General features: G+C 66.1%; 25 protein-coding genes and 4 pseudogenes. 26 read left to right on the plus strand and 3 right to left on the minus strand.

The genetic code is table 11. The features are described from left to right. The first annotated feature begins 205 nt into the window (after window positions 1-205). The 8 genes from E1P53_RS11495 to E1P53_RS11530 all read left to right on the plus strand — a co-directional run bounded on the left by E1P53_RS11495 (window position 206) and on the right by E1P53_RS11530 (window position 6,864). Window positions 206-961 (plus strand): maleate cis-trans isomerase family protein, encoded by a 756-nt coding sequence (locus E1P53_RS11495; RefSeq protein WP_131734365.1) that lies wholly within the window; start codon window positions 206-208, stop codon window positions 959-961. A gap of 28 nt (window positions 962-989) precedes the next feature. Continuing rightward, on the plus strand, window positions 990-1,640 hold the full coding sequence (locus E1P53_RS11500) for a VOC family protein (protein ID WP_131734366.1): 651 nt from the start codon (window positions 990-992) through the stop codon (window positions 1,638-1,640). Beyond that, on the plus strand, window positions 1,637-1,882 hold the full coding sequence (locus tag E1P53_RS11505; protein WP_131734367.1) for a hypothetical protein: 246 nt from the start codon (window positions 1,637-1,639) through the stop codon (window positions 1,880-1,882). Before E1P53_RS11500 ends, E1P53_RS11505 begins: the two co-directional genes overlap by 4 nt. Beyond that, window positions 1,879-3,123: an alpha/beta hydrolase gene (locus tag E1P53_RS11510; protein WP_244941164.1), complete on the plus strand. Its 1,245-nt coding sequence runs from the start codon at window positions 1,879-1,881 to the stop codon at window positions 3,121-3,123. Before E1P53_RS11505 ends, E1P53_RS11510 begins: the two co-directional genes overlap by 4 nt. Window positions 3,124-3,340: 217 nt before the next feature. After that, window positions 3,341-4,186, plus strand: a complete 846-nt coding sequence (locus E1P53_RS11515; RefSeq protein ID WP_165484422.1) for an MFS transporter — start codon at window positions 3,341-3,343, stop codon at window positions 4,184-4,186. A 33-nt stretch (window positions 4,187-4,219) separates the two neighbouring features. Further along, entirely contained in the window at window positions 4,220-5,275 is a 1,056-nt protein-coding gene (locus E1P53_RS11520) for a DNA polymerase III subunit beta family protein (RefSeq protein ID WP_131733473.1), read from the plus strand. Window positions 5,276-5,353: 78 nt separating this feature from the next. Further along, the gene (locus E1P53_RS11525) at window positions 5,354-5,863 is read left to right on the plus strand and encodes a hypothetical protein (protein WP_131733472.1); all 510 of its coding nucleotides are present in this window, start codon (window positions 5,354-5,356) and stop codon (window positions 5,861-5,863) included. Further along, the gene (locus tag E1P53_RS11530; protein WP_131734370.1) at window positions 5,860-6,864 is read left to right on the plus strand and encodes an IS481 family transposase; all 1,005 of its coding nucleotides are present in this window, start codon (window positions 5,860-5,862) and stop codon (window positions 6,862-6,864) included. Before E1P53_RS11525 ends, E1P53_RS11530 begins: the two co-directional genes overlap by 4 nt. Here the strand turns inward: E1P53_RS11530 and E1P53_RS11535 are convergent. Continuing rightward, window positions 6,861-7,500: pseudogene (locus E1P53_RS11535) on the minus strand (TetR/AcrR family transcriptional regulator). The gene E1P53_RS11530 and the pseudogene E1P53_RS11535 overlap by 4 nt on opposite strands. Before the next feature lie 233 nt (window positions 7,501-7,733). Between E1P53_RS11535 and E1P53_RS11540 the strand changes: the two are divergent. From E1P53_RS11540 to E1P53_RS11575, 8 genes and pseudogenes are all read left to right on the plus strand, one after another. Then, window positions 7,734-9,335, plus strand: coding sequence for a Rieske 2Fe-2S domain-containing protein (locus tag E1P53_RS11540; protein ID WP_131734371.1), 1,602 nt, complete (start codon window positions 7,734-7,736; stop codon window positions 9,333-9,335). Between the two features lie 28 nt (window positions 9,336-9,363). Then, complete coding sequence (locus E1P53_RS11545; RefSeq protein ID WP_131734372.1) at window positions 9,364-9,978, plus strand: TetR/AcrR family transcriptional regulator; 615 nt, start codon at window positions 9,364-9,366, stop codon at window positions 9,976-9,978. Between the two features lie 118 nt (window positions 9,979-10,096). Further along, window positions 10,097-11,494 carry a lipase family protein gene (locus tag E1P53_RS11550; RefSeq protein ID WP_181954830.1) on the plus strand — a complete coding sequence of 466 codons (1,398 nt, stop codon included), beginning with the start codon at window positions 10,097-10,099 and terminating at the stop codon, window positions 11,492-11,494. Window positions 11,495-11,656: 162 nt separating this feature from the next. Next, a pseudogene (locus E1P53_RS11555) lies at window positions 11,657-12,305 on the plus strand (transposase); the annotation flags it as partial. A gap of 625 nt (window positions 12,306-12,930) precedes the next feature. Next, window positions 12,931-13,359 (plus strand): DUF6973 domain-containing protein, encoded by a 429-nt coding sequence (locus E1P53_RS11560; protein WP_131734374.1) that lies wholly within the window; start codon window positions 12,931-12,933, stop codon window positions 13,357-13,359. A 117-nt stretch (window positions 13,360-13,476) separates the two neighbouring features. Further along, a pseudogene (locus tag E1P53_RS11565) lies at window positions 13,477-13,900 on the plus strand (transposase); the annotation flags it as partial. 113 nt (window positions 13,901-14,013) lie between these two features. Beyond that, window positions 14,014-14,268 carry a hypothetical protein gene (locus E1P53_RS11570; protein WP_131734375.1) on the plus strand — a complete coding sequence of 85 codons (255 nt, stop codon included), beginning with the start codon at window positions 14,014-14,016 and terminating at the stop codon, window positions 14,266-14,268. Then, on the plus strand, window positions 14,268-14,744 hold the full coding sequence (locus E1P53_RS11575) for a hypothetical protein (protein ID WP_131734376.1): 477 nt from the start codon (window positions 14,268-14,270) through the stop codon (window positions 14,742-14,744). The genes E1P53_RS11570 and E1P53_RS11575 overlap by 1 nt, the downstream gene beginning before the upstream one ends. A 209-nt stretch (window positions 14,745-14,953) precedes the next feature. On the opposite strand, the gene E1P53_RS11580 is transcribed toward E1P53_RS11575, so the two are convergent. Next, window positions 14,954-15,619, minus strand: a complete 666-nt coding sequence (locus E1P53_RS11580; RefSeq protein WP_011867674.1) for a response regulator — start codon at window positions 15,617-15,619, stop codon at window positions 14,954-14,956. Continuing rightward, window positions 15,616-17,016: a sensor histidine kinase gene (locus E1P53_RS11585; RefSeq protein ID WP_165484423.1), complete on the minus strand. Its 1,401-nt coding sequence runs from the start codon at window positions 17,014-17,016 to the stop codon at window positions 15,616-15,618. The genes E1P53_RS11580 and E1P53_RS11585 overlap by 4 nt, the downstream gene beginning before the upstream one ends. A 134-nt stretch (window positions 17,017-17,150) precedes the next feature. Here E1P53_RS11585 and E1P53_RS11590 point away from each other — a divergent pair, with 134 nt between their 5' ends. From E1P53_RS11590 to E1P53_RS11635, 10 genes and pseudogenes are all read left to right on the plus strand, one after another. Continuing rightward, window positions 17,151-17,861, plus strand: a complete 711-nt coding sequence (locus tag E1P53_RS11590) for a phosphatase PAP2 family protein (RefSeq protein ID WP_131734378.1) — start codon at window positions 17,151-17,153, stop codon at window positions 17,859-17,861. Then, entirely contained in the window at window positions 17,858-18,784 is a 927-nt protein-coding gene (locus E1P53_RS11595; RefSeq protein WP_131734379.1) for an ATP-binding cassette domain-containing protein, read from the plus strand. The genes E1P53_RS11590 and E1P53_RS11595 overlap by 4 nt, the downstream gene beginning before the upstream one ends. Beyond that, on the plus strand, window positions 18,781-19,512 hold the full coding sequence (locus E1P53_RS11600) for an ABC transporter permease (protein WP_131734380.1): 732 nt from the start codon (window positions 18,781-18,783) through the stop codon (window positions 19,510-19,512). Before E1P53_RS11595 ends, E1P53_RS11600 begins: the two co-directional genes overlap by 4 nt. A gap of 221 nt (window positions 19,513-19,733) precedes the next feature. After that, entirely contained in the window at window positions 19,734-20,306 is a 573-nt protein-coding gene (locus E1P53_RS11605; RefSeq protein WP_131734381.1) for a recombinase family protein, read from the plus strand. Window positions 20,307-20,602: 296 nt separating this feature from the next. Next, window positions 20,603-20,890: pseudogene (locus E1P53_RS11610) on the plus strand (IS256 family transposase); the annotation flags it as partial. Between the two features lie 54 nt (window positions 20,891-20,944). Next, window positions 20,945-21,469: an MspA family porin gene (locus tag E1P53_RS11615; protein WP_131734382.1), complete on the plus strand. Its 525-nt coding sequence runs from the start codon at window positions 20,945-20,947 to the stop codon at window positions 21,467-21,469. A 64-nt stretch (window positions 21,470-21,533) separates the two neighbouring features. Further along, window positions 21,534-21,803, plus strand: coding sequence for a hypothetical protein (locus E1P53_RS11620; RefSeq protein WP_230825416.1), 270 nt, complete (start codon window positions 21,534-21,536; stop codon window positions 21,801-21,803). 719 nt (window positions 21,804-22,522) lie between these two features. Next, window positions 22,523-23,974 carry a hypothetical protein gene (locus tag E1P53_RS11625; protein WP_131734383.1) on the plus strand — a complete coding sequence of 484 codons (1,452 nt, stop codon included), beginning with the start codon at window positions 22,523-22,525 and terminating at the stop codon, window positions 23,972-23,974. A 33-nt stretch (window positions 23,975-24,007) separates the two neighbouring features. Further along, window positions 24,008-24,697, plus strand: coding sequence for a hypothetical protein (locus tag E1P53_RS11630; protein ID WP_131734384.1), 690 nt, complete (start codon window positions 24,008-24,010; stop codon window positions 24,695-24,697). Between the two features lie 702 nt (window positions 24,698-25,399). Next, on the plus strand, window positions 25,400-26,113 hold the full coding sequence (locus tag E1P53_RS11635) for a hypothetical protein (RefSeq protein ID WP_131734385.1): 714 nt from the start codon (window positions 25,400-25,402) through the stop codon (window positions 26,111-26,113). Window positions 26,114-26,472: the final 359 nt, after the last annotated feature.

Consider the following 26,472-nt stretch of genomic DNA (forward strand, 5'->3'; position numbering starts at 1 on the left):
TTCCTACTCTCTTCGGGCTGCTTGGGGCTGATGTCTTCGTGACCAGGCTCACAGATTGACGTTGATGACAATTATTCGGCGCTAACGCAAAGAAAGTCAAGAGCATGGTTCTGATGTGAGTCTCCTGCGCCCCTTGACGCATTGACGTAGACGTCGAATAATCGTCGTAAGCGCAAGTTGACTCGTTGGTCTCGAAAGGACTCTCATGAGCACTCACCGGATCGGGCTCGTCGTACCGAGCAGCAATGTGACCGTCGAGACCGAAATGCCGGCCATCCTTCAGGAGCACGCCGACGCGGAGTTCTCGTTCCACTCCACTCGAATGCGTATGCACACCGTCTCTCCGGAGGGGCTTGCGGCAATGAATGCCCAGCGGGAACGGTGCGTCTTGGAGATTGCGGATGCCTCGCCCGAGGTGATCCTCTACGCCTGCCTGGTTGCGATCATGGTCGGCGGTCCAGGTGAGCACCAGCGGGTCGAATCCGCGGTCGCAGAGCAGCTCGCCACCGGCGGCTCCGAAGCGCGTATCCGCTCGAGCGCGGGAGCCTTGGTGGAGGGCTTGCGCGCGCTCGACGCCAAGCGCGTCGCCCTGGTCATGCCCTACATGAAGCCGCTGGCCAAGCAGGTCGTGGAATACCTGGAGGCGGAGGGCTTCGAGGTCGCCGACTGGCGTGCCCTCGAGGTGGCCGACAACAACGAAGTCGGTTGCATCCCCGGTGAGCGCGTTATGGAAGCGGCGCGCTCGTTGAACCTGACAGGCCTGGACGCGCTGGTGCTCAGCTGCTGCGTGCAAATGCCGTCATTGAGTCTGGTGCAACCTGCCGAGGACGAGTTCGGTCTTCCCGTGCTTTCGGCCGCCACCGCCGGCGCGTACAGCATCCTGCACAGCCTCGGCCTTCCGGTCGCGATCGACGGCGCCGGCAGTCTGCTGCGCATGGACGCCAAGGTTGCTTCGGCCTGATTCCTACAGAAACCCAAGGAGATTCGTCATGTCCGATACACCGCATTTGGGCAAGGGCGTCGACCACGTCGCTTATCCAACCTTCGACCCGGCAGCAACCGTGCGTTTCTATCGCGATACCCTCGGGTTCCCTGTGGTGCACTCGATTTGCGCTGCAGGCTGGGGCCCCGACCAGCACCCGGACTTCATCCACTTCTTCTTCGACATCGGTAACGACGACCGACTCGCATTCTTCTACTACTTCGGGCTCGAAGAGTTCGAAGGCGGTCCGCAGGGCGATTCGTACTCGAAATTCGCTGCCGACGTGCCTATTTGGTTCATCCGTTCACGTCATCTCGCGATTCACGTCGACAGTGAAGAGCACTTGATGGAGTATCGTCGCCGTCTTGATGCCAGCGAGTGGCCCGTCGAGATGCAGATTCAGCATGAGACGATCGAATCGATCTACACCCACGACCCTAATGGTTACATGATCGAGATCACCAGGGCCATGCGACCGGTCACCCCACAGGAAGACCTCGATGCGAACATCACCATCGATGCCCTGATCGACGTAGTATCCGGCCCGGCGCCCTCGATGGATGCGCTGCTTGTACGTAAAGCGGAACTGATCGTCGAGCGCGCCGAGAAGTGGCAGGCCGACCAGCACTCCGCCGCTGAGAAGGTGACGTTGCGATGACTACTGTCTTGGTACTCGACGTGCCCGAAAACCGTCCGATCGTCGAGGTCGCGGCCACCGCTGAGACCGTCACTGTCGACCGCATGGGTCCCTATTTCAAGGTCAGCGCGCCCGGTCCGATTGTCATCGACCGTCGCGAGACCGGGTGCCGACACGCGGTCTGGTACAGCAGCGTCGCCGGCCTGCTCGACGCGAAGATCACCCAATGGGACAAAGACGCAATGCGCTTGGAGGCGAGGTGAGCTCGCCTGTCGCCGCGACGCGCCTCGGCGCGGGGCGGTACATCGACGCCGCCGAGATCCCTGCCGGCACGATCACCACAGTGCACGAGATCGAAACCGTGGACGGAGCCAAGGTTCACGGCGTGCTGCGGACCCTGAACGGCGCCCGCACCGTGATAAGCCTGATGCACCCGCGCCAAGACCTCACGCACCATGTGCTGGTCCCGGAACTGCTGGCTCGCGGGTTCGCGGTCTGGACGCAGGGTACCCGGTCGACCAACAACGACCTCAACCTGATTCACGAGCAGGCGTTGTTGGACGTAGCCGCCGGACAGGTGTTCCTACGCGATCAGGGTTTCGAGAACCGTGTCACCCTGGGACATTCCGGAGGGGGCACGCTGTTCGCGTTCTACCACGAGCAGGCGGGCCTCCCCTCGGAGCAGCGGCTGCGAAAGGCACCCTCGGGCCGACCAGTCGATCTGACCTCGGCTGATATGCCCCTGCCGGATGCCGCTGTGTTCATGGCACCACATCCCGGCCAAGGTGCGTTGCTTCAGCGGCTGATCGACCCGTCGGTAGCGGACGAATCCGACCCGCTGTCGGTGATCCCAGAACTGGACCCGTTCTCACCTGCCAACGGCTTCGCTGCCCCGGGCACATCATCCACATACCCTGCTGAGTTCGTCACCCGATACCGCACCGCTCAGGCGGAGCGGATAACCCGGATCGACGCTGAGGCCAAGGCGCGGGTGGCCCTCGCCGACGAGGCCCGTACTCGATTCAAGACCTCGTTGGACCCTGCCGACCGACGGGCCTCGCTCGCGCCGCGCGTGCTTACTGTCTACCGCACCGACGCCGACCTGCGATTTGTCGACCTGTCGATCGATCCGAACGATCGTCCCTACGGGTCATTGTTCGGCCGTCGACCAGATCTGACAAACTATGGTCTTGTGGGCTTCGGCCGATTGGTGACGCCGGAGGCCTGGATGTCGACCTGGTCGGCGAATACCACCAACGCGGACTTCCTGCGCTGTGCGCCAGGGGTGAAAGTCCCGACGCTGTTCGTCGAGCTTACCGGGGACGCTGCCTGCTTTCCTTCCGACGCAAAATTGATGGTGGCGGCGCTGGGCGCGAACGATGTGGAACACCGGCGGGTTGCCGGCACCCACTTCGGTGGACCGCTTCGTCCCGGAGCGCCCACAGGAGCCAGCTTGGCGGCGGCCCACATCGGCGGCTGGCTCGACGAACGGTTCCCGGCATGATGGCGCGGCTGGTCACGGGACTGTGCCTGTTCGCGCTGGTCCTCGAAGGCTACGACATCTTGATGTTCGGCCTGGTGGTGCCCTCACTCCTCAGCTACGAGCCATGGGGTCTGCACGCCGGGCAAATCGGATGGCTCGGCTCGATCGCCGCGATAGGAATGTTGTTCGGCGCGTTTGCCGCGGCGCCTTCGGTGATCGTTTCGGACGACGGAACACGATGCTCGCTGCGGTCTCGTTGTTCTCCATCGCCATGGCAGTGTGCGCCTTTGCGCCGACCTACCCGCTCTTCGCGGCCGGGCGATTCGCTATCGGTTTAGGCGCCGGCATGCTCATGCCCACCGCCGCAGCCGCGATCGTAGAATTCACCCCAGCACACCTGCGCAACCGTGCAGTCACAGTCGGCTTCGCCGGCACGTGTGTCGGAGGAATCCTCGCCGGCGTCCTGTCTCTATGGCTCGTGCCGGCGTTCGGCTTCCGGGCAATGTTCATCGCGGGTGCAATTCCCGCGCTCCTGCTGTTGCCGCTGCTGTGGTCGACATTTCCCCGTCGCGCAGCTTCAGGGTCCACCGAACGAGACAGTATGCGGACCCGGCGTATAGGTGTGAGCGAAGTGTTCCGCGCAGGTGGCGTACGCACCACCCTGGGGTTCTGGGGCGCGATGGCACTATGCCTGCTGTTGGTGTTCGGCGTGGCCACGTGGCTACCCAAGCTCATGCAGGGAGCTGGGTATCCGCTGGCCGCAGCCCTGTCCTTCCTGTTGACCCTCAACGTGGGCGCGCTCATCGGCACCCTTGGGGGAGGATGGCTCGCCGATCGGTTCGGCATCCAACCAGTCACAGCAATAGGCTTTTTCGCCGCCGGTATCGCACTCTTAGGACTTGCTACCGCGCCAGCCACCGCTGTCGCGTACCTACTAGTACTCATTGCCGGAGCCGGCACCACGGGCACGCAGATTTTGCTCAATGTCTACGTCGCCGCATATTACCCGGCGTCGTGTCGCTCGGCAGGTGTAGGACTAGCTGTTGCGGGGCGAGACGTTGTTGACGGCTCGCGCCGGGGTTGACCTTCGAGTTGGTTGAAGGTGGACGATGTTCTGGTGGCTGACCCAGAGTTGATGTCTATAGGCGCGTTCGCCAAGGTCGCCGGGCTGACTGCGAGCGCGTTGCGGTTCTATGACGATGCCGGCTTGCTTCGTCCCGAGCAGGTCGACCCGCTGACGGGATACCGGTTCTACAGCCAGTCGCAGTTGGTGCCTGCCTCGCAGTTGCGTCAGTTGCGCGAGATCGGGATGCCGCTGCCCACGATTAGCCGGTTCTTCTCCGCCAGCGCCGCGGAGGCTGTGCGGCTCATCGACGACCAGGTGGCCAAGGTCTCCGCAGAGGCCAGTGGGATTCAGCAGGCCGCTGCGACCCTCAAGGCGTCCCTCAGCGAGGGCGCTTGCATCACCCTGTGTGTTCTGCCGGGTCCGGTCCTCGCGGCGGCTGTCGATCAGGTCCTGGCCACCACAACTCACGACCCCGAGATCCCGGTTCTGGCCGGGGTGCGCCTGGAAGCAGATCCCGACGCCATCGCGCTGACCGCGACCGATCGTTACCGCCTCGCCACGCGGACGCTGGTGCCCAGCCAGCCGTCGGCCGCTTCGTGGGCAGGGACCCTGGCCGGAGACGACCTCCAGGCCGCCACATCGCGGCTCCGGCGAAGCCCCACCGTGACGCTGGAAGCGGGCGAACGAACCCTGAACCTCCGCACGGCCGACGGCACCGCGACCCCCTGCCGCCTACTGACCGAGGTCTTCCCTGATTACAAGCTTCTGATCGGGTCACTGCCCGCGGTGACGCATCGCGTCACGATCGAGACGCAGCAGATCCTCAAAGCGCTAGAACGAGCGCCGGAGAAGATCGGTCTGCGGGTCGCGGACGGCCAGCCGAGTCTCCTGGTGCCCGACGCCGTTGTGGCTCTCAACGGGACCGCGACGGGTTCCGATCTAACGCTCTGGTTCGAGCTGACCACGTTGTATCCCGCGTTGAGCCACGCACTCGGCAGCGACTTGATGCTCGACCTCCGCGGACCCGACCAGCCAGCGACCGTCCGGTCAGCCGACGAAGGCGACCTGACCACGCTCGTCATGCCCTGCCGAACCGGTCCCTCCTGACGGACGACCCACACGCCCTCAACGACGGCTCGAAGCCCTCCTCCGCCCACCGAAGATGACAAGGACTGACACAATCCCATGACCGAAACTGCCACCACGCCCGATCCCACGCTTGAGGCGATCGGCAAAGCCGTGGTCCTCGGACGCGAGGGTGACATCGAGTCCGCTCGGAGCGACCTGCTCGCCATCTGGCAACAGATCGGGGTCGCGGGCGACCCGTTCCACCGCTGCACACTCGCTCACTACCTGGCCGACCTCTGCCAAGACCCCGCAGAGGCGCTCATCTGGGACGTCCGCGCCCTGGACGCCGCCGACAGCCTCACCGATGAACGCGCCCAGCAACACCACGGAAGCCTCCACGTCGCCGGGTTCCGCCCCAGCCTCTACCTCAACATCGCCGACAACCTCCGCCGCCTGGGCGCGTACGAAGCCGCCGCCGAGCACATCAGCAACGCCGAGCAGCACACCTCTGCACTGCCCGACGATGCCTACGGCAACACCATCCGCACGGCCATCCACGAGGTTCACCAGGCCATCAACAACCGCGACACCGCACGCCGAGCGTCCGCGCCCGGCTCCGCCCAGTGACGCACAAGAATGCACCTCTGACGGTCGAAGGGCGCCGTCGGCTCATCGAGCGATGCCGCACCAGACCCATCGCCCACGTCGCGGCTGAGATGGGCATCTCCCGTGCCTGCGCGAGCAAGTGGGTCAACAGGTGGCGGCGGCACGGTGAGCTCGGCCTGCTCGACCGATCCTCGACACCCCAACACAGCCCCACCGCGACCCCGGCGGCGGTAGTTGCCCAGATCGAGACTTGGCGGCGCGAGAACAAGTGGTCAGGGCAGCGGATCACTCACGAGCTGGCCGATCAGGGCATCCGGCTCAACCGCCGTACCGTCACACGACACCTTGGACACCTCGGACTCAACCATCGACGGTTCCTCGACCCCAACGGTGATTCCAACCGCCAACCGGGCAAGATCACCGCCCGCTGGCCCGGCCACATGATCCACCTCGACGTCAAGAAGGTCGGCCGAATCCCCGACGGTGGCGGGTGGCGGATTCACGGCCGTGATAGCCAGCAGAAGCGCGCCGTTGACCGGGCCAAGACCGCAGGCGCCAGAGCGGGCTACACCTACCTGCACTCGGCGATCGACGGATTCTCCCGGCTCGCCTACACCGAACCGCTCACCGACGAGAAGGGACAGACGGCCGCAGCCTTCCTCGCCCGAGCCAAGGTCTGGTTCGCCTCACACGGCATCAGCCACATCCACCGCATCGTCACGGACAACGGCGCCTGCTACCGATCAGGCGACTTCGCACGAGTGGTCGGCCAAGCCACGCGCCACCAGAAGACCAGGCCCTACACCCCACGACACAACGGCAAGGTCGAGCGCTACCAGCGCATCCTGGCCGAAGAACTCCTCTACGCCCGAGAGTTCACCAGCGAAGACGCCCGATCAGCGGCCATCGCCGTGTGGAACATCCACTACAACTACCACCGACCCCACAGCACCGCTGGAGGTCGACCGCCAGCGACGCGACTCCAGGCAGGCGTCACCAACGTCCTGCCCTCCTACACTTAGTCATGCCGGGCGCCGCGACGACCGGTGTCGGGCCCGCCCATCCCGGTGACGGCGAACACGAGGTCGACGGCGGCGTCGGCGAGCTCGTCCGGCGGGAGGGCCAGCCGGCCGTCGATGTGGTCGACGTAGAGCGCCACCAGCGCGCCGGTCAGCGCCGAGGACATCACGGCCAGCCGCTCGGGGGTGTAGGAGCTCCCCTCGGCCACCATCGCGAGGACGGCCTCGACGAAGGCGGGGACGGTGGCGGCGCGGTGCGCGCGCAGCACGTCGTCGGCCAGGGGCTCGCGCAGCAGGATTCGGGCCCGACCGGGGTCGTCGGCGAAGAACCCCCGGATGGCGTCGAGCAGTGCACGGGCACTGCGCCGCGGGTCGGCCGGCCGGTCGACCGCCGCGATCCGGTCGAGCAGCTGGGCGGTCACCCGGTCGTAGACCGCCGTGACGACTTCTTCGGTCGAGGAGAAGCTCTCGTAAAAGTACCGCGGGCTGAGGCCTGCCTCCCGCACCACCGCGCGCATGGTGACCGCGCTCGTCCCGCCGGCCCCCCAGCAGGCGCTCGGCGGCGGCGAGCAGTTGCTCGCGCCGGTCCGTCGAGCGATCGGCGAGGGTCTGCCCGCGCCACAGCCTGGCCGAACTCATGTGCTCATCGTCGCATCCCGTGCGCGCCGTCCGCCCGGATCGGATGATTCACGTGAATCAGGCGATGTTCGCGGCCACTGCGGAGCTCCGAGATGATCCGGCCGATGGTGAGACCGGTCACCCGCACGCGGCGCAGGACTCAAGGCCCACGCGGGCGGTGCGGGCGGGTCGATACATTGGAGGACTGTAGTGCTGTGCCGCGTAGCCCCGCGCAACGATGAAAGGCCCTCTTCGTGCAGATCACCAGCATCGGTCATGCCGGTTTCCACATTCAGACGACCGCCGGATCGATCCTCTGCGACCCGTGGGTCAACCCGACCTACTTCGCCTCGTGGGTGCCGTTCCCGGACAACTCCGAGCTGGACTGGAAGAAGCTCGGTGACTGCGACTACCTGTACGTGTCGCACCTGCACCTCGATCACTTCGACGAGCGGAACCTGCGCGACAACGTCAACAAGGACGCGACCGTGCTGCTGCCGGACTACCCGGTGCCGGATCTGCGCCGCGAACTGGAGAAGCTCGGCTTCACCAAGTTCGTCGAGACCACCGACTCGGTGAAGACGACGGTGTCGAACGAGAAGGGCTCGCTCGACATCATGATCATCGCGCTGCGCGCCCCGGCCGACGGTCCGCTCGGCGACAGCGCCCTCGTCGTCGACGACGGTGAGACGGTCGCGTTCAACATGAACGACGCCCGCCCGATCGACCTCGACGTCGTGAAGGAGAACTTCGGGCACGTCGACGTGCACATGCTGCAGTACTCGGGCGCCATCTGGTACCCGATGGTCTACGACATCCCGCGCAAGTCGAAGGCGAACTTCGCCGCCCAGAAACGACAGCGCGGCATGGACCGGGCCCGCTCCTACATCGAGCAGGTCGACGCCACCTGGGTCGTACCGTCGGCCGGCCCGCCGATGTTCCTCGACGAGGATCTGTTCGCGCTCAACGACTTCGGATCGTGCGACAACGCCGACGAGACGTCGATCTTCCCCGACCAGGCGACGTTCCTGGAGCAGATGCGCATCCACGGCACCGACGACGGCGAGAAGCATCGCGGGTTGATGATGATCTCCGGCTCGGTCGCCGAGTTCACCGGCTCCACGCTCGACGGGGTCAGCCACCCGTTCCCTCCGGAAGAGGTGTTCGGGGAGAACAAGCGGGCATATCTCGAGCGCATGAAGGAGAAGTTCGCCCCGGTCATCGCCGCCGAGAAGGCGACCTGGGCACCGGCCGAGGGCGAGCCGCTGCTGCCGCAGCTCAAGGAGCTGTTCGAGCCGATCATGGCGCAGTCGGATCTGATCTGCGACGGCATCGGCTACCCGGTCGGCCTGGTGATGACACCCGGCGGCGGCCCGGCCAACGAGCAGACCGAGACCGTGGTCCTCGACTTCCCCAACCGCATCGTGCGGGAACCCAAGGGGGGAGAGGGCAAGTACCGCTACGGTTTCCGCATCGCGACCGAACTCGTCCGCACCGTGCTGCGCGACAACGAGCCGGACTGGGTCAACACGATCTTCCTGTCCACGCGCTTCACGACGTGGCGCATCGGCGGCTACAACGAGTTCCTGTACACCTTCTTCAAGTGCCTGACCGACGAGCGCATCGCCTACGCCGACGGCTGGTTCGCCGAGGCCCACGACGACTCGGCCTCGATCGTCAAGGACGGCTGGGAGATCCAGCGCCGCTGCCCGCACCTCAAGGCCGACCTCGACAAGTTCGGCGTCATCGAGGACGAGAAGCTGACCTGCAACCTGCACGGCTGGCAGTGGGATCTCGCCTCGGGACGCTGCCTGACGTCGAAGGGCCACGAGCTGCGCGCGACCAGGCTCGACTGACCGGGCCCACGACGACCCCGGTGCACCGATGACGGCCGAACGGACCTACGCGGGACGTCCGGTGAGCGACCGCGCCGCCGAGCGCCGGCGCCGCTTCCTCGACGCCGCGCTGGCCGAGTTCAGCAGCACGGGCTATGCGAAGTCGTCGGTGACGTCGATCTGCCGCACCGCAGGACTCTCCCGCCGACAGTTCTACGAACTGTTCAGCGACCGCGAGGACCTGCTCGTCGCGCTGTACGACGAGATCCAGCACGCCGCCCGCGACGCCGTCGTCGACGCCCTGGCCACGGCCGGGACCCGCGACCGTCGCGAACTCGCGACGGCGGCGATGAGGGCGTACATGGAGTCGGTGGGCACCGACCCGCGACGCGCCGAGGTGTCCTTCGTCCAGATCGTGGGCGTGAGCCCGCGTGTCGAGCAGCATCGGCTCGACGGTCGCGAGGAGTGGGTCGAGTTCTTCGTCGCGGCCATGGCGGACTTCGCCGGCCTCCCCCGCGACGATCGCCGACGACACCTCGCGATCGCCTTCGTGGGGGCCCTGACCAGCCTCGTCCATCGCTGGAGCGTGTCGACGGACCCGGCGCCCATCGCCGAGGTCGTGGCGCTGCTCTCCGACATCCTGGTGTCCTTCGCCGACCTGTAGCGACCGGCGAATCCGCCGCGCTCCATTGTGTGCTGCCCCACACCCGTGTATCTTCGCCCGGAGTGTGAGACACAGGCGTCTCACTATTTCTCGAGGGGGCAGCATGGGGAGGACGACGATGAGGGCGCGGCTGACGGCCGCGGCGATCGCGCTGACAACGGTGATCGGTGCCGCGCTCGGCTCGGGGACCGCAGCGGCGGTACCGGTGGCACCCGCTCTCCCGTTCCCCGTGCCGCCGGCGATCCCGGAGTTCGACCGGGACTTCTACCTGCCGTCACCGGCGACGTACGTCGACAAGGCGCCCGGCGAGCTGATCGCGGCGCGGCGGGTCCATCTCGCGGCGTTGTCGGTGATCCCGATCAACGTCGACGCGTGGCAGATCTCGTTCCGGTCCACCAACACCCGCGGCGAGCCGATCCCGGCCGTGGCCACCGTCCTCAAGCCGAAGGGGCCGGCGAAGCCGGGCCCGTCGAAGCTGGTGTCGTGGCAGTCGGCGGAGGATTCGACCGCGCTCTACTGTGCGCCGTCGTATGCGTTGCAGCAGGCGTCGATCCCGGGCGCGCTCACCGGATCAGTGGACTCGGCGTACGAGGTCCTGCAGATCACCTCGCTCGTCGGCGCGGGCTGGTCGGTGGTCATCCCCGACCACCAGGGCCCCGAATCCGCCTTCGCCGCAGGGCCGCTCGCCGGACGCATCACCCTCGACGCCATCCGCGGCGCACGCTACTTCTCCCCCCTCGGACTGAAGAGGGATCTCCGCGTCGGCCTGATGGGCTACTCCGGCGGCGCGATCGCGACGGGCTGGGCCGCCGAACTCCACGAGTCGTACGCCCCGGAGCTCCCGATCGTCGGTGCCGCGGAAGGCGGTGTGCCCGCCGACATCCGGGCGATGGTCGACCTGGCGAACAACAACGCCGCGTCGGGCCTCATCCTGGCGGGTATCATCGGGGTCAGCCGCGAGTACCCGGAACTCGAGCGTTTCCTGCAGCGCCACCTGAACCCGCTCGGAAAGGCGTTGCTGGCGAGCAAGAATCCACTGTGCCTGACCTACCAGTCCGCCCTGGCGCCGTTCCTGAACATCAAGGGACTGGTGAACCTCCCCGGTGATCCGCTCGACTACCCGACTCCTCGAAAGGTGTTGGGGCAGTTGAAGATGGGAGCGAACGTTCCGGACTTCCCGATGTTCGTCTACCAGTCCAACCCGGACTGGGTCGCGCCGGTGGGCCCGGTGAACGAGCTGGTGCGCACCTACTGCGCGGACCCCGACGCGAGCGTGCGCTACGTCCGCGACCACTTCAGCGAGCACGTCTCGCTGGCCATCGAGGGATTCGCGCCGGCGATCGTGTGGATGCGTGACCGCCTCGACGGCAAGCCCACCGGAGTCGGTTGCACCACCGCCGACCAGGGCTCGATGTCCCTCGACCCGAAGACCTGGCGCGCCTTCGTCAACCTGGTGGGCAACAACCTGGCCCTGTTGATCAACCAAGAACTCGGCAACCCGCCGCGGCTCCCGTAGACACGGAGGCTTCGACGGGCTTGCTGCCGGGGTCCGGGCCGTCGGTGATGTGCACCCCGCATCATCGACGGTCCGGGCGCATTGAGGTGGGCCCTTCGTAGTGGTCCAGTTGTTGTGCGACTCTGTTGCCCGAGTGTTTGGGCAGGAAGAATCGACGACGACATGGCAGGTAGCAAGCGTCGGCGGCATACGCCGGATCAGATCATCCGCAAGCTGGCCGAGGGCAACAAGCTCCTCGGGACCGGGCAGGAGTTGGCTGAGGTGTGCCGGCATCTGGAGGTCACAGAGTCGACCTGGCATCGCTGGGTGGCCCAGTACGGGGGCATGAAGGCCAATGACGTCAAACGCCTCAAAGAACTCGAAGCTGAGAACGCTCGGCTCAAGAAGTTGGTCGCCAACCAGGCCCTCGATATCGACATGCTCAAGGAGATTTCGTCGGGAAACTTCTGACCCCAGAACCGCAAACGCAGCGCCGTGACGATGCTGCGTGAGCGGTTCGGGGTATCTGAGCGGCGAGCATGTGCTGTGGTGGGCATCCACCGCTCCACGATGCGACTGCACCCAGCGCCGATCACCGCGGAGGAAGCCGAGCTGCGGTCCTGGCTACGTGGGTTTTCCACCGACCGGCCCCGCTGGGGGCTGGCGACGCGCCGCGATCGCCGCGCGCACAGCGGGCTTCACGGTCAACAACAAACGCATCCGCCGCCTGTGGCGCGAGGAGGGGCTGCGAGTTCCCCAGCGCCGCAGGAAGAAGCGGCTCACCGGAATCGGGACCGCGGTTGGGGCGATGTGCCCAATCCGGCCTCAGTCTCCACGGCGACTGCGGATGACACCCTCAGCCTCTACTCGGCGCGGATGTGGCTGTGATGTCGTCCAATTCGTCGACATCTCACACGGTGCGGAAGCTGCGCTTGGTGGGGGGTGTGGCGAACCCGGATTCCGGTCCTGGGCGCGCTGCTCGCGGGGGTATCACTGCGGTGTCCGTGCTCGTGGTGATTGGCACCGCGCCCGCCAGTGCGGAAACGCCAGCAGAACGGTGTGCTCGTGAGACCGCCACCTACAACAGCGCTTGGGCGCAAACATGGGCCGCCTCCAATGGCAAACCGGCCGATCAGGCACCCCCACCCCCGGTGCCGTATGTGTGCGTCGATCCTGGGCCCTCCACGTCCTCGACACCGCCCCCGTCGGTCACCGCCCCGGGCATCCCCACCGACACCACCACCCCCGATTCGAGTGGTCCAAATGTCGGTGCGCACGCGCCGACCGACATCCCACCGCCCGGAGACACGCCAATCGTGGAGGTGCCGCGGAGAGATCAGCCCCGACGCGCACCGCTCCCCAGTGTCGGCCCCACGCCGGTCGCGCCCCCGGCCGACTTCGCGGGCCGCGTCCCAGCCTCCTTGGACTGCCCCGAGGGCCAGTCGTCTCAGCAGGAGATGACCAACCCCGGAGGCGCCACGTCTGAGAAGTGCGTCGACGATCCCAAGACCGACGACGACGCCGGTGAAGGCTATGACGGACTATCGCCTGGACCGTCACAAGACGTCGTGTGCGCAGCCAATCCGATCGATTGCACTCGTTCGGCGTCGGCTAGGGACGACTCCTACACTGCGGCAAATCGAGAATTCCCCCTGAAGACTAAGCAGAACCCGAACGGCAAGTTCTCCGGAGTGGATGACGAAAACGACGCAATGCGCCACTGTACGTGGCAGGCGCTGGTAACCAAACGCTCGAACAGTGGGTTCGCCGAGGCCATTGGCGATGCCCACGAAGCTGACAGCGGCGGCGCGGGAACCCCCAGTAGTAAGATGGATTTGGGCAACAACGTCACCGGACGGCGCATCGGGGAAAGTAGTGCCCCATAGAGTGGTGTAACTCGGTGACCAGGACCGTGGTCGGCAGCGTGTGGCTGTCGGCATGGAAGCGGTCACCGTGTGATCCTTCGAGTCAACCTTCCACAGAATCCTCGAGGAGCCATCACGATGACCGCACCCCATATTGTCGACCCTGCAGGCCTGCTTAGCCAAGCCCTCGCCGACGCATCACCGGATCTGATGCGTGAGCTGCTGCAGACCATGATCAACGCCCTGCTGTCCGTCGATGCTGACGCCGTGTGCGGCGCCGAATGGGGTCACCGCTCAGACCAGCGCACCAACTACCGCAAACGGCTACCGCCACCGACCCCTTGACACCCGGGTGGGCACGATCGACGTCGCCGTCGCCAAGCTGCGTCAGGGGTCCTACTTCCCCGAATGGCTTCTCGAACGGCGCAAACGCGCCGAATCGGCGCTGATCACCGTGGTGGCGGACTGCTACCTGGCCGGGGTCTCGACCCGCCGGATGGACAAGCTGGTCAAGACCCTCGGTATCGATTCGTTGTCGAAGTCGCAGGTCTCGCGCATGGCCGCTTCATCACGCTGCCGGAGCGGAAGAGTACGGACTTCCAGCAGACCTCCGGCCTGCTCAAAACCGCCTGGCGCGAGTTCCAGGAGTTCCAGGGCCGCTCGCCCATCTGGCGGATGGCGCTGCTGGCGCTCGGCTTCACCGTCGGCTACATGATCTTCCGCTGGGGACTCTCGGTGGCGCTCGGCATCTTCAGCAACGTCTGGATCGCCGGAGCTGCCTCGGCGCTCATCGCGTCCTTCATCGTCGCGCCGCAGCTGTTCACGAACCTGGTCTCGAACACGAACCTGGTCTCGAAGATGAAGACGAAGTCGGGCGTCCAGGTGAAGACGACCACTGGTACGCCCGATGCCGAGAGGGGTGACGTCTGATGACGAAGGCGGCGATCACGACCATCGGCGCAGCACTGCTGGCCGCCGCTGCTCTCGCGCTCAGCGGGTGCAGCTACCCCGGCGACGACGAGGACCGCGCCGCGTTCCATGCCGAAGCGCAGGATCCAGTCCCCTCGGCACCGGCTACCGAGCCTACCGAGCCGGAGACCCCGGTCGAGGAGACCGGCGACGAGAGCACCGAGGAAGGCGGCCAGGGCGAGAAGTCGGGCGCGACCGCGGACCTGGGCGTCGAGGACGGGCAGGTCCAGCATCTCCGCGCGATCCAGAACTTCTCGCCCGCGCTTGAGCGCTGGGTGCTCGACGAGGAGGCGGGCGAGGTCACCTACGGGATCGTCAACTGCGCCGGCCAGACGAAGTCCGAGGGCGTCGCCACCTCGCGCACGAAGACCGAGGGCGGGAACTTCGCTTCGATGTGCGCCGAGGCCGGCGAGACAGCCGCAGACTTCGTCTTCTGAGAATGACCACAAGAACGCCCCAGATCTACTCCGGGACCTTCTCCGCGCGAGCAGGGTCGGACGCGACTCGGGAACAATGGTGCCGTGGCAGATTTCGATCTCCTCTGCGCGGCGCTTGTCTCCGCCCCGAAGACACCATCGAAGGTCTCGTCGCGGGCGTTCCGAAGCTCCGGCACGACGAAGCCTGATCGTCGTCGTCCCGAGAAGATCTAGGCTCGTCCGGCGCGAAGGGCGATGAGGGCTGCTTCTACGCGGTTGCGCGCTTCAGTCTTCCGCAGGATCGCGGAAACGTGCACCTTGACGGTGCCGGGAGCGAGGTGCAGCGCTTTCGCGATCTCAGCGTTCGTCTCTCCTTGGCTGAGCCGGATCAGGATCTCTCGCTCGCGAGCCGTGAGGCGTTCGAAGCGTTCGACGGCGCTCGCGTACTGGGTGTACGTCGTCGAGACGCCGGAGTCGAGCAGACGCCGGGCGACCGAGGGCGAGAAGAACGCTCCGCGACCGGCGACGGCGTGCACACCGGCGATCAGCTGGCGCGGATCGCCGGACTTGAGGACGAACCCGTCTGCGTCGAGCCGGATGGCCTCGGCGATGTAGTCGTCCTCCCCGAACGTGGTGACGAACAGGCAGGGGAGCGCGCTCCCGTCGGAGCGGAGCCGTTGCAGCGCGTCGAGTCCGCTCATCCCGGGCATCTGGATGTCGAAGAGGGCGACGTCGAGACGGTGCGCGTCGATCTTGCGCAGGGCCTCTGCTCCGTCGGCGGCCTGGGCTACGACCTCGATGGCGGGATCGGTGTCGAGGATCCCGACGATGCCGGTCCTCACGAGGGGGTCGTCGTCGGCGACCAGGACTCTGACCGGGGCCTCGGTCGCTGTCATCGTTGTCCTCCTGCGATGTACTCGGTGCTGGAGACCTCGTCCTGCGCGAAGCAGATCCGGTACACGTCCCCGGCAGCGTCGTCAAAGGTGTTCGCGGTCACGGCGTAGTCGTGGCAGTCGTCCGGTCGGTTCTCGCCCCGGCTGGCCGGCAGCTCGTGGCCGGGCAGGATCCGCTCGGTCTCCGCCCGCGCGTCTCCGACGCTGATGCTTGAGAAGGCCCCTGCCGACAGCAGCGCGCGGTGGTTCTGCACCACCGTCAGCGCCTCGACCGCTGCGAGCCCGACGACGACGATCGCCGCGGTCGAGGCGAGAATCAGTCGCTGGCGGAGCTTCGTTCTGCCGGTCGAGCTCTCATCGACGTCTCTCGTCGCCTCCACAGCGCGATCATCGTGCGTGCTCTGCTCCTGACGGCGAGCCGGGAGGGCCGCTGAGAGGACGAACGCACTGTCCGTCTTCTCCGCGGCGAGTTCTCCGCCGTGGGCGCGGAGCTCACTTTCCAAAGCGCTCAGGCCCGTGCCCGCTGTGTGCGCGTCGGCAGGAGTCTCGCCGAGGGCGTTCTCGATCTTCAGACGCAGCTCGGCACCGGCGTCGGCAGCGGTGATGTCGATCGGGGTGCCGGGAGCGTGCCTGCTTGCGTTCGTGATCGCTTCTTGTAGGACCCTCGTGACCTGCTCGCCTCCGAAGTCCTGCAGCCGCCTGGGTTCCGGCAGTCCTTGCACGGTGATGCGCGCACCGGCTGCGCGGGCCCGGGCCAGCAGTGCATCGACAGATGCTGCGCCCATTGGCAGCACGGGAGCGCCGGATCTGAGGTCGGAGACGGAGTCCCCCAGGCGTTCGACCGCGTGGGCGAGGTCGTTGCGGGCGTGTAAGAGCGAGGTGCGGGCGCTCTCGGGCAGTGCCGGGTCGATCTCGAGCCGTCCGAGATTGAGCGCGACGAGGCTCAACGAGTGGCCGAGGTCGTCGTGCAGCGACTGCGCGAGGGCGAGCCGGTCGGCGGTGGCGCGCTCCTTGAGCTCGGCCAGGCGCTGGACCTGCCGCAGCTCTCGCTCGCGGTCTGCCCTCCGCCCGAGGACGATGTACTGGCGCACGGCGAGACCGATCAGCCAGGGCACACCAGCGCGCATGAGCGCCGGGGGCAACTCCTCCGCGACGTAGAGCCAGTGCCCGTCGAGCCACGTGGCCCGGGCCATGCTCACGACGACCAGCACTGCCAGTCCTCCCAGGCCCGCGCGCGGACCCCTGGACCAGAGCCCGATTGCGATCGCGGCGATGCCGGTGAGCAGGGCCATGAAGAGGCCCGGCTCCGGCGCGGAGGCCAGCACCCCGAAACCGATCGCCGTTAGCGCGTCGACGCTCCGGCGCGCAGACGGGCGATCAATTAGGGTCATGCGCTCCATTCTGCCGGGGACCGTGGGCTCGCCGCCTCCCCCGATCGGGCGTGCGCAGCACCTCGCCGGTATGACCGTGGGCATAGACGAGTCGCCCCGCATGGCAGATTCTGAGGCCGAACCGCGTCCATAGCGTGGATTTCATGACTCACGAAACTTCGACGCGCACGCTTTCGACGCCGCGCAGATCCTCGTCCCGCCCCGTGCCGTGGCCCGCGCTGTTGATTGCCGTCGCAGCTCTTGCTGCCCTCGCTCTCGCGACGTATCCGGTGCGTGAGCGCCTCTTCACCGCTGTCGCCGGTCTCGCCGAGGGCTCGGCACTGGCCTCGGCGGTGGGATCCGTGGCCGAATTCGGTCTGCTTGCCCTCGTGGCGACCGCCGGCGTCCTCGCTCTCTGGTGCTGGCTGCGCGAGCGCCGGCGGTTCTGGCTCCTGGCGCTGGCTGGACTCGGCGTGATCACGGCCTACGGATTGAGCGAGGCCGTCAAGCTGCTGGTCGAGGAGCCGCGGCCCTGCAGCGTCGTCGACACTGCCACTGTGCTCAGCTGCCCCGGGAGCGGGGACTGGTCGTGGCCGTCGAATCACGCCGTCCTGGCCGCTGCCTTCGCCACCGCCTGCATCCTCGTCGTCCCCCGCCTCGCCTGGTTCGCGTTGCCTCTCGCGCTGGCGATCGCCGCCTCTCGAGTGGCCGCCGGAGTCCACTACGTCCACGACGTGCTCTCCGGCCTCGCGCTCGGTGCCCTCGTCGTCGCGGCCGTCGTCGCCGCGGCGTCGCCGGTGCTGGACCGGCGTCTGACTGGCGGACGGGACGGCCATCCGGATTCGGCCAGCCGGTCCCAGGGCGGGCGCGCATGATCGAGGTCGACCGTCTCTCGAAGCGCTACGGCCAGGTGACCGCTGTTGAAGGATTGAGCTTCACGGTCCCCGACGGATCCATCACCGGGTTCCTCGGCCAGAACGGAGCCGGCAAGTCCACGACCATGCGATGCCTCCTCGGGCTCCACAAGCCCACCACCGGAACCGTGCTCATCGACGGGCTCCCGCTGACCGCCCAGACGAGGCCGGCCGCGGTCGTCGGAGCCGTCCTCGACGCCTCCTGGTTCCACCCCGGCCGGACCGGACTGGCGCACCTGACGACCATCGCTGCTTCTTCCGGCCTACCCGACCGCCGCGCCTGGGAGGTACTCGAGGCCGTCGCGTTGACCCAGGCAGCTCATCGCAGGATCGGCGGCTACTCGCTCGGGATGAAGCAGCGCCTGGGGCTCGCGGCCGCCCTGCTGGGCAGACCGCGCAACATCGTCCTCGACGAGCCGATGAATGGCCTCGACCCGCAGGGGATGGAGTGGATGCGCGCCTTCCTGCGCGATGCCGCCGCGAGCGGCCACGCCGTCCTTGTCTCCTCCCACCTGCTCGGCGAGATGGAGACCCTCGCCGACCGCCTCGTCGTCATCGACAACGGCCGCTCGCTCGGCCAGTGGGACGTCGCCGATCTTCTGCACGCGCGCAGCCGCCAAGCGCTCCTCTGCACCGACGACGACGAACGCGTCGAGCAGGCTCTGCGCGGACTGCGGGTCCCCGTAACCGCACTGCCCGAGGGACTCTGCGTGACATTCGACGAGACGGTCCCCGACGCGCTCACGCTCTCGCGGACCTGCCGAGACCTCGACGTGCTCATCACTGCCCTGACGGACAAGCCGATCCGGCTGGAAGAAGAATTCCTCCGCCTCACCGACCGATCATCCGAAGCCGAACATGGCAAAGAATGGCCCGAGCGATGACACGAGCATTGACAGCTGAGGTGCGCCGACTGCTCACCGTGCGCTCCACAGGCATCTTCGCTGCGCTGCTGATCGGCTGCTGCGTCGGCCCCATCGTCCTGATGGGCATCGTCTACGACCCGGCCTATCGAGGGCCGATCGACGCCGGTGATCTGGGCAAGTGCGTGAGCATCTTCCATGTGCTGGCCATCGTGTTCGCCGGCACACACACCGCGACCGAGATCAATGCGGGGTCGACGGCGCTGTCCTTCCTCACGCAGAAGAGCCGATGGGCCTCGTTGGCGGCACAGGCAGCGGTCCAGTGGGCGTTCCTCGCATTCGCGTACGTCGTCGGCATCGGCCTCGCACTCGTCGCGGCGAGGTTCTATCCCGACGGGCTGGCCATGTCGCCGCGGGGGTGGGCCTATCTCGCGGCCTATCTCCTCGTCGTTCTCCTGTGGGTGACGATGGCGACGGCGCTTGCCGTCCTCACGCGCTCCGTCGCGGTGTCCGTCGCCGCGCCGATCACGTGGATGCTCCTGATCGAACAGCTCGCGTCCATGGTCCCGATGCTCGAGGCGATCACGCCGTGGCTGCCGTTCAACGCCAGCCACATGCTCCTCGCCCAGGCACTTGGGGAGGCCCCTGCAGGCATGTCCGTGTGGCCTCCTGCCGTCACGCTTCTCGTACCGGCACTCGGCCTGGCGGGCGCGGGGCTATGTGCCCATGTCCGACGGGACTCGGCGTGATGGGCAGGCCTGCGCCTCGCATCCGCCGCCCAAGACGGTTCGTGGCGTCGCAGGGCTGGGGCTGACTCACACCGCCGTTCAACAAACGGTCGTTGACGTGAACAGTGGTCCGGAGGAGCCGACCGCGAGCATTTCGCCGAGTGGGTGTTCACAAACCCGTTCAACTACTTCAAGACTAGACAGAAGCAGTTGAACGGGTTAAATGAACGCGAGGATGCTTCATGGCCCTGGTGGGACTCGTACGGGTGAGCACCGCGAATCAGGAGACGCAGAGGCAGCACGATGCCCTCGACCCGATCTGCGTGCGCGTTTTCGAGGAGAGGGTCAGCGGCAAGCTGGCGGTCGACGACCGACCAAGACTCAAGACGGCGATCGACTTCATGCGCGACGGGGAGATGCTCGCCGTCCAGGAGGTCGACCGGCTCGGACGCAATCTCCTGGAAGGACTGGTGGTGCTCAACGACCTCTTCCAGCGCGGCTGCACGGTCAAGGTGCTCGACGGCATCGCCGCCGGAGAGCACACCGAGCGCAGCTTCCTCCTCGACATGGCGCTCGCGCTGGCCGAGGACCGCGGCCGAGACATCTCGCGCAAGACGAAGAACGACCTCGACGCGGCCCGTCGGCGCGGCAGGGTCGGTGGACGGCCGCGCGCCATCGACGACGACAAGCGCGCGATCGTCCTCGCCCGCCGCGAGAAGGGAGAGTCGATCCGCGTGATCGCACGCGTCCTCGGCGTCTCGGTCGGGACGGTGCACCGGGTGCTGGCCGAGGAGGCAGCCGGAGCGAACGCATGAGCGCGCCGGAGGTCGCGGGGCATGGCCATTGAGGTGCTGATCGGCCGCGATGCCGTCCCGATCGACGACACGCTGTTCACCACCCTCCTCGACAGCTCCGTGGCGGGCACGTACAAGGGGTACGAGCGCGCGCTGGAGTCCGGCCGCATCAAGTACGCCGAACTGGTCGAGCTCGCGCGAAAGGGCGAGATCCCCCACTCCCTGTTCTTCGCGCCACTGTCACTGGTGCAGAGGCAGGTGAAGGCGAAGACCGAGAAGCTCCTCGCCGGCGTTAGCCGGGACACGTTCTCGATCGGATCCACCTACGCACCACGAATCCGATCGAAAGCACCTTCGCCACAGTGCGTTTGCGCACCAAAGTCACCAAAGGTCCGGGGTCACGAGCAGCTGGTCTGGCCATGGCCTACAAGCTCATCGACGCCGCCGCGGCCCGCTGGCGCGCCGTCAACGCACCACACCTGGTCGCCCTGGTGCGCGCCGGCGCGGTCTTCCACAAGGGCAAACTGCTCGAACGCCCCACCGAGATCACCCCACCAACCCCGCCCTCAGACGGCGATCAGCAAGCCGGAACGGAGGTCGCCTGAAACACCCCGATCCACAGGTCTTGACAATTCCTCTACTCGTTCACTGATCAAACGGTGTCGAAGCATACCGCCGATGGCTGGCGGATCACTGCCGTCAAAGCGCACGAGAAGGTGCGTAGCGTACGGCCCCTCAACCAGTCACCGTGGACCCGTGAAGGCTTCCTGTCGCTACGCGGCGAAGGACGGATCTCGGGTGCTGGCCGGGTGGCGGTGTCCGCGGGCACAGTGAGCGCCGGCTTCCAGATCGGCTGCAACACCGACGTCACCTCGGGTGTGACTCTCGGTATGACTGCTGGCCCCACTGCGCAGATGTCGATCTCTTGGCCGCCGGCGCTGATTGTCGGCGCGCAAGCCAACGGCAACATCTCCACTACCTTCAAGCCTGGCACCATCGCCAACATCCCATTCGGCACAAAGAAACTCGCCGGACCGACTGCCGGGCTCACCGTCGATGGCGTGCACGTCAAGGTTGATGGCTGCCTCGGTCCGGTCGCGGTGCGCTCCTACGTGACCGTTGCCATCTCCACACCGGCCAACGACAACACGGTCAATGTGTACGGACAGCCTCACTACCTCTGACACGCCTCTGTTCTGAGTCGTCTCAAGACTTTCGGCTTTTCGACTTCGGGGGAATCGAACATCCATGTCTCACACCACCACTTCCAGTGGTCCTGCTCATGCTGCACCCACCGACACCCGTGGCCGACACGCCGTCGTCACCAAAGTCGCGTTGTTCGTCGCCGGCTGCATCCTGTTGATCCTGGCCGCGGCCAACCTCGACCACCTCGGCGAATGGAGCCAGCGTTGGGGCCAGGTTCCCGTCTTCCTCGGATTCTTTCTCCTCATGTCCATCGCGGGACGCTGGTTCTGGACCGGCGCCGACGCGATTCTGGCGAAGGTCGGCAGCCAATGAGCCACACAAGCTATCGGCAGCCCGGGGCCAACCGCCCTGGACGATCCCGCACACGCAGCGCGGCAGTTCTTCTCGCCTTGACAGGCACACTCGTCGGCACCATCACGTTCGCCGCGGCCGCGCTCACCGGATCGCAGCCGACCGCCCAGGCCGACCCACTGTGCGATCAGATGCGCGCCCAATATGGGTCCGGTTGGCCCTGCATCAGCGTGCCCACCTACACCCCACCACCCACACAGAACACTCCGCCACCGGTCACCGGGCCGACCGACACCGGCTCAAACAACGGACCCGGGATCGCCGGCAACCCCGGACCCGGCCCCGGCGAAGGCGACGGCACCCCGATCGTCCCCGTCCCCGGCCAGCAGTCCCCGCAGCGCGGCCCTCATCCCCCAGCCGCAGACAGTGCGGTCACACCCGCTTCACCCGAGTCGGGTGCCCCCGTCAGAGAAGCACCTCAACCGGTACCGTCCGCGCCTTCGGCACCCAACAGCACCGGCGGCAACGCACCTACCGATAGCGCCCCAAGTACCAAGGACATCGGAACCCTTCCAACCGAAACCGGCGCCAGACTCGACACCCCGACCGGTGAGCGAACATCAATCCCGCTGCCGATCTGGATTCTTGCCGGCGCCGCAGCCATCGCCGCAGCAAACCCGCGAGCCAGGTCACTCCTGACGCGCGGAGGGTCGACGCAAGCCACACTCGGCCCCTCGCGGATGGTCCTGATTCACGACGAAACCTCCCCTACCACCTACCGGTTCGCCATGAACACGCCTCCCGGCGGCCACACCGAAGTCAACCCCGACGGCTCAGCAACCGTCTACGACGCCAACGGCAACCCGGTCAGCCAGGTCGCCCGCCCCTGGGCCTTCGACGCCACCGGTCAACCGCAGAAGACCTGGTACACCGTCGATGACAACGGCAACCTCGTCCAACACGTCGAACCCGCCACCGATGCCCGCTATCCCATCCTTGCCGACCCCACACAGACCTCCCACCTCATACCTCAACCCGGCGACGCAGGATTCATCGGACCGGTCACCCCCGAACAGCAGGCACAGGCCCGAGCCGAGCAAGCAGAACAGACACCCTCGACCAACGAGGGACTCGCCGACCTGCTCACCGCTCCTATCACCGCCCCACCCACAACAACCGGGACCGAGCCCAGCCCCGACCAGGGCGCTGACCCCACCCCCGGCCAACAACTCGGCTACGGCGACTGGGTGGCCCACAACTACCCCGGGCCAGACGTCGGTCAAGACTCGCCGCAACAGCCACAACAGGACGACAACAGCGGACTTTCGGAGCTACTCACCGCTGGAATCACCGACCAGCCATCAGGGCCTGAACCTGAACGCAGTCCCACCCAAGGCGCCGAACCAGCCCCCGGCCAACAACTCACCTACAACGACTGGCTCGCCAACAACTACCTCGGCCAAGACGTCGGCGTCGTCAACGTCCGCACCGGAACCGACGGACAACCCGAGTACTACCGCACCGCCCCCGACGGCACCGACATCGTCGCGACCACCGCACAAACCACACCCAACGGCATCATCTACGGATTCGAAGACGGCACCATACTCGATACCAACGTTGCCGACGGCATCTCGTCGTTGACCCGAATCGACCCGGACGGCACCCGGCACACCGAATTCTCCAACGGCGAGCAGCTGGTCATCCACCCCGACGGAACCGGCGTCCGCATCGCCATCGACGGCACCGAGACCAGGTTCGCCCCGGGCCTCGATGCTGACGGCAAACCGATCCTCGTCGACCGGGACACAGGCCTGGAGCTTGCCCCGACCGCATTGGGCATGCTGGTATCAACGACGATTTCGGCAAAGGGAGCACTGATCGAAGCCATCGGCACAAACGGCGCCATACCAGGATGGTCAGTCCCGCATGGCTCCGTAGGCGGACAGCTTGCCCGCGGAGCCGGGAGATCCCTGGGACCGTTCGGCGCCGGGCTCGGAACCCTCATGGACGCATCAGACCCCAACACTTCCGCGGGGAAAGCGGCTGCCATCAACTTCGGATCCTGGGCAGCGGGCACCACTTTCACCGGCGTGGTAACCGTTTTCACGACGGCTCCGTTTGCGGCGGCTGCAATCCTGGGAATTGGCGTCGGACTCGGCGTCTACTACGCTGCCAAGCGATGGGGGTAAGTATCTGTGTCGGACGCTGACGAGAACCAGTGGGTGACCAAATATCCCTGGGGTATGTACGCGGCCCTCATGCTTCTGGCAGTTGTGGAAGTCGGCGGCACGGTCATGCTTATCCATCATGCAGCCGCAGAGCGATCGTGGCTGCTGCTCGCGGCGGGAGTCAGTTGGTCGTTGATGCTCGGCACATCTGTCTTCACATGCGTTGCCGGCGCGATTTATGCTCGTCCGACGCGACCTGTCTACACCGTTGATCCGTCTTTCATTCCGCGCAGCAGATGGTCGGTCGCCTCCTGCCTTCTGCTCATCCCCGCGTTTCTCGCCGCAATTCCGGCGATCGGCCTTCTCGGAGCCGACCTCTACCCGGAACTGTCTCCGTGGCACAGATTCCTGATGTTCGTCGGCGTACTCCTCGGCGTTGCGACACCATTCCTGCTTCTCTGGTATGCACACAAGGCGCAACACTCTGACGCACATCTGGCACTACTCGACGACGGCCTTCACGTCCGCACAACCGTCGGCAAGCAGCACTTCATCACCAAGGCTCAACTCCTCCGGACCGTTGCCGTTATCAGGGGCGGAGTCCGTGTGGAATTGCACCCTGAAGAATCACCCGCGGTCATCATCAACCTCATGAGCTACGGCCCCACACCATCCTCGGTCCTACACGTACTCGTCCCGTACCTCATCGACAACGGTGCGCACGTTCGCAGCACCTGGCTCTGACCGAGAAGCGGGCAAGTCCTGCTAGTGTCTCGTGTCGTTAATTAGTTTAGGGTTGTTGGGTTGAGATAGTCGGTTATGGCTAATACTCCTGCCCCGGCCCTGGAACTGCGTGATGGCGATGCGGACGAACTCGATCAGTTGCTGAGGTCGACCACGGCGCCGGCCGGTCTGGCGCACCGAATTCTCCAACGGCGAGCAGCTGGTCATCCACCCCGACCGAACCGGCGTCCGCATCGCCATCGACGGCACCGAGACCAGGTTCGCCCCGGGCCTCGATGCTGACGGCAAACCGATCCTCGTCGATCCGGACACAGGCCTGGAGCTTGCCCCGACCGCATTGGGCATGCTGGTATCAACGACGATTTCGGTGAAGGGAGCACTGATCGAAGCCATCGGCACAAACGGTGCCATACCAGGGTGGTCAGTCCCGCATGGCTCCGTAGGCGGACAGCTTGCCCGCGGAGCCGGAAGGTTCCTGGGACCGTTCGGCGCCGGGCTCGGAACCCTCATGGACGCATCAGACCCCAACACTTCCGCGGGGAAAGCGGCTGCCATCAACTTCGGATCCTGGGCAGCGGGCACCGCGATAGCCGGCACCGTGGCATTGGCCGGGTCGCTATTCGTCGCGGTTGCGGCCACTGGCAATTGCTGTCAGCCTATTCGCCTACACTGTCGCGCGAGTATTCTGGAAATGAAAATCACGTGAGCGGCAACGAGTATCAGCGACTCCAGAAGTGGCCGTGGGGTGCTTACGCGGGAACTCTGGTCGGCGCCCTTATGACCGTAGGCACGCTCATCGCGTCACTCCGAGAAGCCCCGGAGCACTCGTGGCAAGTCCTCACAGGTGCGGCCTGCGCTGTGGTGATGTTCAGCACGTTAACGTTCATCTCCCTCGCTGTAGCGGTACATGGTCATCCGACGAGGGTGTATTCCGTCAATCCGAAGTGGATACCGCGTAGCAGGTGGGCGGTCAACATCAATCTATTGCTCCTTCCTTCAGCCGTTGCCACGGCTCCGGCCATCGGCTTGCTCGGAGCCGACCTCTACCCGGAACTGTCTCCGTGGCACAGATTCCTGATGTTCGTCGGCGTCCTTGTCGGCGTTGCGACACCATTCCTGCTTCTCTGGTATGCACACAAGGCGCAACACTCTGACGCACATCTGGCACTACTCGACGACGGCCTTCACGTCCGCACAACCGTCGGCAAGCAGCACTTCATCACCAAAGCCCAACTCTCCCAGTCGCATGTCACGGTCAGGGGTGGCCTGCAGGTAGTGATTCACCCTCCGCCTGACGGATCCCGCGCGGTCACGATCGCCCTCATGAACTACGGCCCCACACCAGCCTCGGTGCTCCGCGTTCTCGTCCCGTACCTCGTCGATAACGGTGCGCACGTTCGCAGCACCTGGCTCTGACTGAGAAGCGGGCAAGTCCTGCTAGTGTCTCGTGTCGTTAATTAGTTTAGGGTTGTCGGGTTGAGATAATTGGTTATGGCCAATACTCCCGCCCCGGCCCTGGAACTGCGTGATGGCGATGCGGACGAACTCGATCAGTTGTTGAGGTCGACCACGGCGCCGGCCGGCCCGGCACACCGAATTCTCCAACGGCGAGCAGCTGGTCATCCACCCCGACCGAACCGGCGTCCGCATCGCCATCGACGGCACCGAGACCAGGTTCGCCCCGGGCCTCGATGCTGACGGCAAACCGATCCTCGTCGATCCGGACACAGGCCTGGAGCTTGCCCCGACCGCATTGGGCATGCTGGTATCAACGA

Source organism: Gordonia paraffinivorans, assembly GCF_900683595.1.
Taxonomy (GTDB): Bacteria; Actinomycetota; Actinomycetes; order Mycobacteriales; family Mycobacteriaceae; genus Gordonia; species Gordonia paraffinivorans.

What these genes read in the sequence shown, in the direction of transcription:
- E1P53_RS11560 (WP_131734374.1), top strand. Translation starts at nt 12,931, where the DNA reads ATGACCAACCCCGGAGGCGCCACGTCTGAGAAGTGCGTCGACGATCCC.
- E1P53_RS11515 (WP_165484422.1), top strand. Translation starts at nt 3,341, where the DNA reads ATGCTCGCTGCGGTCTCGTTGTTCTCCATCGCCATGGCAGTGTGCGCC.
- E1P53_RS11605 (WP_131734381.1), top strand. Translation starts at nt 19,734, where the DNA reads ATGGCCCTGGTGGGACTCGTACGGGTGAGCACCGCGAATCAGGAGACG.
- E1P53_RS11570 (WP_131734375.1), top strand. Translation starts at nt 14,014, where the DNA reads ATGGCGCTGCTGGCGCTCGGCTTCACCGTCGGCTACATGATCTTCCGC.
- E1P53_RS11590 (WP_131734378.1), top strand. Translation starts at nt 17,151, where the DNA reads ATGACTCACGAAACTTCGACGCGCACGCTTTCGACGCCGCGCAGATCC.
- E1P53_RS11600 (WP_131734380.1), top strand. Translation starts at nt 18,781, where the DNA reads ATGACACGAGCATTGACAGCTGAGGTGCGCCGACTGCTCACCGTGCGC.
- E1P53_RS11625 (WP_131734383.1), top strand. Translation starts at nt 22,523, where the DNA reads ATGGTCCTGATTCACGACGAAACCTCCCCTACCACCTACCGGTTCGCC.
- E1P53_RS11525 (WP_131733472.1), top strand. Translation starts at nt 5,354, where the DNA reads ATGACCGAAACTGCCACCACGCCCGATCCCACGCTTGAGGCGATCGGC.
- E1P53_RS11495 (WP_131734365.1), top strand. Translation starts at nt 206, where the DNA reads ATGAGCACTCACCGGATCGGGCTCGTCGTACCGAGCAGCAATGTGACC.
- E1P53_RS11575 (WP_131734376.1), top strand. Translation starts at nt 14,268, where the DNA reads ATGACGAAGGCGGCGATCACGACCATCGGCGCAGCACTGCTGGCCGCC.
- E1P53_RS11500 (WP_131734366.1), top strand. Translation starts at nt 990, where the DNA reads ATGTCCGATACACCGCATTTGGGCAAGGGCGTCGACCACGTCGCTTAT.
- E1P53_RS11620 (WP_230825416.1), top strand. Translation starts at nt 21,534, where the DNA reads ATGTCTCACACCACCACTTCCAGTGGTCCTGCTCATGCTGCACCCACC.
- E1P53_RS11580 (WP_011867674.1), bottom strand. Translation starts at nt 15,619, where the DNA reads ATGACAGCGACCGAGGCCCCGGTCAGAGTCCTGGTCGCCGACGACGAC.
- E1P53_RS11595 (WP_131734379.1), top strand. Translation starts at nt 17,858, where the DNA reads ATGATCGAGGTCGACCGTCTCTCGAAGCGCTACGGCCAGGTGACCGCT.
- E1P53_RS11545 (WP_131734372.1), top strand. Translation starts at nt 9,364, where the DNA reads ATGACGGCCGAACGGACCTACGCGGGACGTCCGGTGAGCGACCGCGCC.
- E1P53_RS11505 (WP_131734367.1), top strand. Translation starts at nt 1,637, where the DNA reads ATGACTACTGTCTTGGTACTCGACGTGCCCGAAAACCGTCCGATCGTC.
- E1P53_RS11585 (WP_165484423.1), bottom strand. Translation starts at nt 17,016, where the DNA reads ATGGAGCGCATGACCCTAATTGATCGCCCGTCTGCGCGCCGGAGCGTC.
- E1P53_RS11550 (WP_181954830.1), top strand. Translation starts at nt 10,097, where the DNA reads ATGAGGGCGCGGCTGACGGCCGCGGCGATCGCGCTGACAACGGTGATC.